The organism is Silvanigrella sp., from assembly GCF_044369315.1.
Taxonomy (GTDB): domain Bacteria; phylum Bdellovibrionota_B; class Oligoflexia; order Silvanigrellales; family Silvanigrellaceae; genus Silvanigrella.
The window spans coordinates 1-7,621 of record NZ_JBIPMD010000168.1 but is presented as its reverse complement, the minus strand read 5'-3'; the positions used below and the strand labels follow the sequence as shown (position 1 = coordinate 7,621).

Below are 7,621 nucleotides of genomic sequence, written 5' to 3'. Positions count from 1 at the left end.
GAAATATAAAAAAACAAGTAAATTCGAAAATCGTATCTTCTGCAAAATCAATTTATTTAAGTGAACAAAGTAAAGAAGAAAAAATTGAAACTCAAAAAAATATTGATTTCATAAAAGAAAAATCAATACAAAATGAAAATCTCATACAATCTTTAAATCAATATAATTTAAAGAAAGAGCATTTGTTTCAAAAAATGTTTCTTAGCAATAAAGAAGTAACGAATCAAATTCAGCTCTCTATTTTTCAATTAAATTCTGAAATAAAACAATTACAAGAAACGTTAAAAGAATTAAATATAACGTTTGAAACCTCTTTAAAGAAACCTGTAAAAAAATGGAAAATTAAAAAAACAAAATTCTTGCCAAAGTTAACAGCGGGTCGCTAAATAAAACTGAGTTCCCATTTGTCTCACAAGTTCAAGTTGTTGGGCCATCAAACTTGCATATGATCTTTGTATTAAAGATATTTCTTCGAGAGTTTTACGAATTTCAATTTGATGAGAAATAAATGTAAGCTTTACTGCTAATTCGCCGCATGATTCCGCCATAATTCGATCACTAACCAAAATTTCTTCTACGGTTTGCCCAATATTTAATTTATTCAAATTTTGAAGATCAAACATATATTCTTCTTTTAGCATCATTGTAATCAATTTATCTAAATGGCAACAAACAGAATCATTTTGAGTCGAAATAACGGCCGCTAATTTTTCATACCCCCACAACTTACATATATTTTTATGAATTCTAAGTTGTTGTAAAATTGTACCATGTACTTGTACTAATGAAGAAAGCCCGCTGGAAATTTCACTCGATACTTTCATACACTCCCCTATATTTTTATAATTTTATTTCAAAATTAATAAAATAACATAAAAAAAACCACATGATGATTATGATACATTCATGCGGTTTTTCAAACAAAGGGAGGATATAAAGTGAAAACTATTTGTTTTCAGCAGCTCTTTTTGCTTTATATTTTGCGATCATGTCGTCTTGAACGTTACGTGGAACAGAAGCGTATTTAGCAAATTCCATAGAGAACTCACCTTTACCTTGTGTACCAGAACGAAGATCTGTTGAGAAACCAAACATTTCTGTTAATGGAACTTCAGCTTCAATTTGACAGTAGCCGCCGTTTCCAGCTGTACCCATAATAACGCCACGACGTTGGTTGATAAGACCCATCATTGTTCCTTGGAACTCTTCAGGTCCTTCAATTCCCACTTTCATGATTGGCTCAAGAATAACAGGTTTTGCATTCATGTAAGATTCACGGAAACCTGTCATCGCACATGTTTTAAATGCCATTTCATTTGAGTCGACTGGGTGGTGTAAACCATCATTTACGATAAGTTTCACGCCAACAACTTGAGCTCCAATAAGAAGACCTGTTTTCATTTGCTCTACGAAACCTTTTTCGCACGCAGGGATAAATTGTCTTGGAATAGAACCACCAACAGTGTCGTCAGAGAATTCATAGATTTTATCACCAGCATCAACCAATGGCTCCATATAACCAACGATACGAGCAAACTGACCAGAACCACCAGATTGCTTTTTGTGTGTGTAGTTAATTTCAGCGCGTTGTGTAAGTGCTTCACGGAAGTTAACTTGTGGTTTACCAACAATGGTTTCACAAGCAAATTCACGTTTCATACGTTCAACATAAATTTCAAGATGAAGTTCACCCATTCCGGCAATAATGGTTTCGCCAGATTCTTCATCACGGGAAACGCGGAAAGTAGGGTCTTCTTTTGTAAATTTATTTAATGCTTTTGAGAAATTTGTTTGTGCTGCTTTGTCTTTAGGAGCAACAGCCAAAGAAATTACCGCATTTGGAACATACATAGAAGCCATAGTTACGTTAATTTTACCATCTGTGAAGGTATCTCCAGATGCACAATCAACGCCAAATAAAGCAACAATGTCGCCAGCAGAAGCTTCTTCAATATCTTCCATTTCGTCAGAGTGTAAGCGTACAATACGCGGTATTTTAATACGTTTTTCAGAAACCATATTAATAACCATCTCACCTTTTTTCACAGTACCTTGGTAGATACGCATGAAAGTAAGCTGCCCATAACGTGTTTCATCTAGCTTGAACGCAAGCATAACGAGAGGAAGATCAGGCACTGCCTTAAGTGGATAAGGTGCTTCGTTATTTGATTGATCAAGACCTTCGTTTGAAACTTCATTTGGAGCTGGTAGATAAGAACCTACTGCGTCTAAAAGAAGTTGAACACCTTTATTCTTAAATGCGGAACCGCAGAATACAGGAGTAAATTGTAAGCTAATAACTGCTTTACGCATTACTTTTGCAGCTTCTTCAGCGGATACGTATTCGTCACCTAAGAATTTTTCAGCAAGAGCATCATCAAAGTCAGCAAGCGCTCCAATAAGATCGGAACGACGCGTTTTTGCTTCTTCGATCATGTCTACTGGAATTTCTTCTTCACGAACGTTTTCACCATTCGAACCATCAAAATAAAATGCTTTCATAGTAAGAAGATCGACAACACCTTGGAAACGATCTTCTGCACCGATAGCCATTTGAGCCATCCACGCATTATGATTTAATTTTTCGCGAAGTTGTTGACATACGCGGTATGGATTCGCGCCAGCGCGGTCCATTTTGTTTACAAACGCAATACGAGGAACACGGTAACGGCGCATTTGGCGGTCAACCGTAATGGACTGAGACTGAACTCCAGCCACAGAACAAAGAACAAGGATAGCGCCATCAAGAACGCGAAGGGAACGCTCCACTTCAACTGTAAAGTCAACGTGACCAGGAGTGTCAATGAGGTTAACCCATAGGTCTTTCCACTGGCAGAATGTAGCAGCGGACTGAATTGTTATTCCTTTTTCACGCTCAAGATCCATACTGTCCATTGTTGCGCCAACACCAGATTTTCCTTTTACTTCTTCAATCTTGTGGATTTTTCCAGTATAGAAAAGGATACGTTCGGAAAGAGTGGTCTTTCCTGAGTCGATATGGGCAGAAATACCAATATTTCTTACACGGGAGAGGTCTTTGATTGTCATGATTAATCCAACTCAACATAAAAATGGTTAAAACTTCAGTCCAAACCAGCGGACGGGAAACACGCCCTGTGTTATCTGATTTTTCATTGAATTTCAATAGCCATTTTTAGGCTTTTCTATTAGGAAGATACTAGATTGTTGCTTTTATACCATATTGGCTTTTATCAACACGTTTCTTTCGAAGATAAGCTTCTTCAATCACTTCTTCAATCCATTCCTTTCCTAAAACACCTTCATGCTCCCACAATTTGGGAAACATACTGATGGAAGTGAGTCCTGGTAATGTATTAATTTCATTAAATATAAAGCGATTGGTTTTTTTGCAATTCCAAAAATCAATCCGGCACAAACCAGAAATGCCTGTTATATTGGCAATTTTTTTTGCATATTCTTGCAATTCAATCATTCTTTCGTCAGACAGTCGGGCGGGAATAAAAAGTTCCGCTTCTGAAGTATTGGCATATTTTTCTTCATAAGAATAAAAATCTTTTGGAGCAATTTCACCTGCTTTTGTCACTTTAGGAGAATAGGCGCTACCAAGAAAAGCACATTCCACTTCGGTTCCTACCATAGGCTCCTCAACCAAAGCTTTTTGATCAAAAGCGAGAGCTTCTTTTACAAGTTTTTCTAATTCCAAACGATCTTTCGCCCTTCCTGTGCCAACGGCAGAACCCAGAGAGTTCGGTTTTACAAAACAAGGAAATCCAATGGATTTTTCTATGCATGATATTGTTTTTTCTTTCTCTTTTTCAAAACCTTCTGCCTCAATCAGCTCATACTTTGCAACAGGAACACCCGCATCTCTTGCAAGTCGTTTTTGGATATCTTTATCAATTCCAACAACACTGGAGCGCATATCACAGCCCACATATGCTATTTCAGCCAATTCAAAAAGACCTTGCAATCGACCATCTTCTCCATTTTGCCCATGTAAAACAGGGAAAAAACAAGAAGCATCTAAATTTAAAATACGAAATTGATCTGTTTGACCAGAATCAGAATAAGAAAATTGCAAGGATTGTTTTTGAATTTCATCTTTTATGTAAGGTAACAAAAGTGTTTTTAGATTTTTTCTTCCTGCTAATGAAACAGGAACACTTCCTTTGACAATAATAGCAAGATCTTCAACTGTAACATTGAGAAAATCACTTGCTTTAAATGTACCAGACAAACTAAAAAACATACCATTTCGATTGATTCCAACAGGAATCATTTTATATTTTTCAGGAATATTTTTTAAAATAAAAAGAGCAGATCTTAATGAAATTTCATGTTCACTGGATCTTCCGCCAAACAATACAGCTACTACTTTTTCCTTATTTTCATTGTGTTCCATTTTTTCTCTCCCTCTTTTACAAAAATCATACACCCAAATTGGAAAATACACTTACCCCACTTGAATTGAAACTGAACAAGGGTTATGAAAAAATAGATAATACAAATGTATGGTATCCTTCTCAAAGGAAGCATACTACACATGTACCTGGTTGCACGTTATCAAATACCTATCTATATCTAAGCATGTGCAATTTATCTTTGCAATAAAAGGAGAAGACCATGTCGGCTGTTGAATCGAATGCGAATAAATTTAAGGCTCTCGAAACCTTGTTCCAATCTGTAGAAAAACAATTTGGGAAAGGCACAATCATGCGCCTTTCTGATGAATCAAAAATTGCGCAAGAAATACAGGTCATCTCTACTGGATCTATTAGCCTTGACGTTGCTCTTGGCGTAGGGGGCATTCCAAAAGGGCGTATTGTTGAAATTTATGGAACGGAGTCCAGTGGTAAAACAACACTCACTTTACATGCCATTGCAGAATGCCAAAAAAAGGGAGGTATCGCTGCTTTTATTGATGCTGAACATGCTCTTGATGTTGGTTATGCGCGTAAAATTGGTGTAAATACTTCCGATCTTCTTGTTTCCCAGCCTGACAATGGAGAACAAGCTCTTGAAATTGTTGATATGCTAGTCCGTAGTGGCGCTGTTGATCTCATTGTTGTCGACTCGGTTGCCGCTCTTACTCCAAGAGCCGAAATTGAAGGCGAAATGGGTGATAGCCACATGGGGCTTCAAGCTCGCCTCATGAGCCAAGCTCTTCGTAAACTTACCGGAAGCATTTCTAAAACAAACTGCTGTGTTATTTTTATCAACCAAGTTCGTATGAAAATTGGAGTTGTATTTGGCAACCCCGAAACAACAACCGGCGGCCAAGCTCTTAAGTTTTATTCCTCTGTGCGCCTAGAAGTCCGCAGGGCAGCTGCCATTAAAAATGGAAATGACACCACAGGGCATCGCACAAAAGTAAAAGTTGTAAAAAATAAAGTGGCAGCACCATTTAAAGAAGTTGAATTTGACATTATGTTTGGACAAGGAATTAGTAGAGAAGGAGATCTTCTCGATCTTGCATCTTCACCTGATGCCGAAATCATTCAAAAAAGTGGAACTTGGTTTACTTACAATGGAGAACGTCTTGGACAAGGAAGAGAAAATGCAAAAGAATATTTGCGAGAACACCCAGAAACATTAGCAAAAATAGAGACTGCCGTTAGAGCACGTGCTAATTTAATTAAAACAGCAGCAGCCTCTGACAGTGAAAACTCTTCAGAAGAATCTGGTGTAAAATCTCTTCCAGGAGCATCGCAAGTTCTTCCTTCTTCACAATCCACACCAGCAAAACCTGGGCGCCGTGGTGCCGGAGCGACAGCAACAGCAGAGTAAAATATATTTTTATTCTACAAACTCATAAAAAAATTCAAAAGGTAACAAAAAAAATTGTTTCCTTTTGAAATAAAAAAATGAAATAAACGATTTTTATAAATGAACTCTATTTTTTTCAAAATTTAGTAATTTTATCTTTCTATCAACACCACCAGCATAACCTCCTAAAGATCCATCGGAAGCAATTACACGATGGCAAGGAATAATAATACTAAATGGATTTTTTCCGTTTGCATTACCTACTGCTCGAAACGCTTTTTCATTGTCAATTTGTTTTGAAATTTCAAGATATGAAAAAGTAGATCCGTAAGGAATTTTAAGCAATTGGTTCCATACTTTTTTTTGAAAAGGGGTACCTACCATATCGAGATCCAAATTAAATTCTTGGCGCTGCCCCGAAAAGTATTCCGATAGCTGTTTTTCTGTTTGACATAAAATATCATTTATTTTTTCATTTTTGTGTTCATAAAATAGATAAGGTTGTTTTTTCCAATAAACACCTTTTAATCCTTTTTCTGAAGCAACAAGATAAAGATCTCCAATAAGAGAGTTTATTTTTGTTTGCAATATAACCATGTCTTTAATCTCCTTCTTTCTGAAGATACAACAAAAATAAATACAGGAATCCTATTTTATTTGCAAATATTAAATTTTGTATCAATTAAAAAATAATAGATTTGTTTAAAAAAAAGAAAGTGAATTAAATAAAATTAAAAAAACATTCCCACTGTAAAATTCATTGTATATAAAGAGTAAGCTCCTTCACCACCCGCATATTTGTTACCTTTACTATCAGTTGCATTTTGATACACCAAATAAGCATTTGAATAATAAGCACTAGGGCCAAGATATAATCCTGTGTTAGAACCAAACATAATTTTAAAAAGAAGACAAAGACCAATGCCATAATTTAAATTATGGATAATGTAAGGTGAATATGTTTGTTGGTAAGTTGCAGTATTCGTTGTTTGAAGCCAAGTATCATAGAATGAGTAATAGGCATAAGGGTTAATTAAAATATCTAACAATGAAGTTGAAAACTTATAACCAAAATCAAGTCCAGCCAAAAAAGAATCATATTGATGATTAAATGTTACCTGAGACTGGGTTGAAGGAGGATCATATGTTGCATAATCGTATTTAGCACCAATCCCAATATAAAATTCTTTTGAAGTCATAAATGGAAAAAGTAACTTTATTCCAGCCTCATAGCCTGTATAGGTATTACTTTGTATTTGAATTGCAGTATAGCCACCACTAACCAATAAATCTATGTTACCGCCACCAGAACCTGAATATTCTTGGGAAAAACATATATTAGCGCTAAATAGTATATTAATATATACAAATATTTTATGTAAATTAATAAAAAACCTCCATAAATTATCTTACTAAATTAATTTTACAGGACTATTTAAATATTAAAATATAGAGTTTTTGACAAATTGAAATATGAAAAAATTTCCTATTAATCAAATAAATATGGTAATATTTTTCATTGTTTTTAAGGATAAATTCATTGTTTACTTTAAATTATCGTTAAAAATTAATAATTATTAAAAGATTATAGTAACTTAAGACTAATATTATAGTATGCTCTTTGTCTATTTTTTAAGAATAAAAAAATTTTTATGTTTTAACACAATTAAAAAATAAAAATAATTGATAATTAACATTAAGTAAACAGATTTAAAGAATATTATGAGCTAATATTACTAGTAATTTTAAATTTATTTTGAATAATGCATATTTTAATTGATTTAATAAAAATACAATAATATAAAAATTATATACTATTATATAATTACAAAGGAGATCCACATGATTAAATATTATATATTTTTGTTAATTT

7 protein-coding genes are annotated in these 7,621 nt (G+C 34.4%); 2 read left to right on the top strand and 5 right to left on the bottom strand.

Translation table 11 applies throughout. From position 1 onward, the window contains the following. Positions 1 to 386, top strand: a 386-nt coding sequence (locus tag ACIQ56_RS12425; RefSeq protein ID WP_397601379.1) for a hypothetical protein, incomplete at its 5' end; no start/stop codon positions are given. Here the strand turns inward: ACIQ56_RS12425 and ACIQ56_RS12420 are convergent. The 3 genes from ACIQ56_RS12420 to ACIQ56_RS12410 all read right to left on the bottom strand — a co-directional run bounded on the left by ACIQ56_RS12420 (position 369) and on the right by ACIQ56_RS12410 (position 4,384). After that, positions 369 to 824 (bottom strand): hypothetical protein, encoded by a 456-nt coding sequence (locus ACIQ56_RS12420; protein WP_397601378.1) that lies wholly within the window; start codon positions 822 to 824, stop codon positions 369 to 371. The genes ACIQ56_RS12425 and ACIQ56_RS12420 overlap by 18 nt on opposite strands. 121 nt (positions 825 to 945) lie before the next feature. Continuing rightward, a complete protein-coding gene (gene fusA / locus ACIQ56_RS12415; RefSeq protein ID WP_397601377.1) occupies positions 946 to 3,048 on the bottom strand; it encodes an elongation factor G in 2,103 nt (700 codons plus the stop codon). Between the two features lie 130 nt (positions 3,049 to 3,178). Then, positions 3,179 to 4,384 carry a D-alanine--D-alanine ligase family protein gene (locus tag ACIQ56_RS12410; RefSeq protein WP_397601376.1) on the bottom strand — a complete coding sequence of 402 codons (1,206 nt, stop codon included), beginning with the start codon at positions 4,382 to 4,384 and terminating at the stop codon, positions 3,179 to 3,181. A 221-nt stretch (positions 4,385 to 4,605) separates the two neighbouring features. Between ACIQ56_RS12410 and recA the strand changes: the two genes are divergently transcribed. After that, entirely contained in the window at positions 4,606 to 5,769 is a 1,164-nt protein-coding gene (gene recA / locus ACIQ56_RS12405) for a recombinase RecA (RefSeq protein ID WP_397601375.1), read from the top strand. A gap of 93 nt (positions 5,770 to 5,862) precedes the next feature. Here recA and ACIQ56_RS12400 read toward each other — a convergent pair whose 3' ends face one another. Together ACIQ56_RS12400 and ACIQ56_RS12395 are read right to left on the bottom strand one after the other, a co-directional pair. Next, entirely contained in the window at positions 5,863 to 6,345 is a 483-nt protein-coding gene (locus ACIQ56_RS12400; RefSeq protein ID WP_397601374.1) for a methylated-DNA--[protein]-cysteine S-methyltransferase, read from the bottom strand. 134 nt (positions 6,346 to 6,479) lie between these two features. Further along, entirely contained in the window at positions 6,480 to 7,034 is a 555-nt protein-coding gene (locus tag ACIQ56_RS12395; protein ID WP_397601373.1) for a hypothetical protein, read from the bottom strand. Between the last annotated feature and the right edge of the window lie 587 nt (positions 7,035 to 7,621).

What these genes read in the sequence shown, in the direction of transcription:
- ACIQ56_RS12420 (WP_397601378.1), bottom strand. Translation starts at nt 824, where the DNA reads ATGAAAGTATCGAGTGAAATTTCCAGCGGGCTTTCTTCATTAGTACAA.
- fusA (WP_397601377.1), bottom strand. Translation starts at nt 3,048, where the DNA reads ATGACAATCAAAGACCTCTCCCGTGTAAGAAATATTGGTATTTCTGCC.
- ACIQ56_RS12410 (WP_397601376.1), bottom strand. Translation starts at nt 4,384, where the DNA reads ATGGAACACAATGAAAATAAGGAAAAAGTAGTAGCTGTATTGTTTGGC.
- recA (WP_397601375.1), top strand. Translation starts at nt 4,606, where the DNA reads ATGTCGGCTGTTGAATCGAATGCGAATAAATTTAAGGCTCTCGAAACC.
- ACIQ56_RS12400 (WP_397601374.1), bottom strand. Translation starts at nt 6,345, where the DNA reads ATGGTTATATTGCAAACAAAAATAAACTCTCTTATTGGAGATCTTTAT.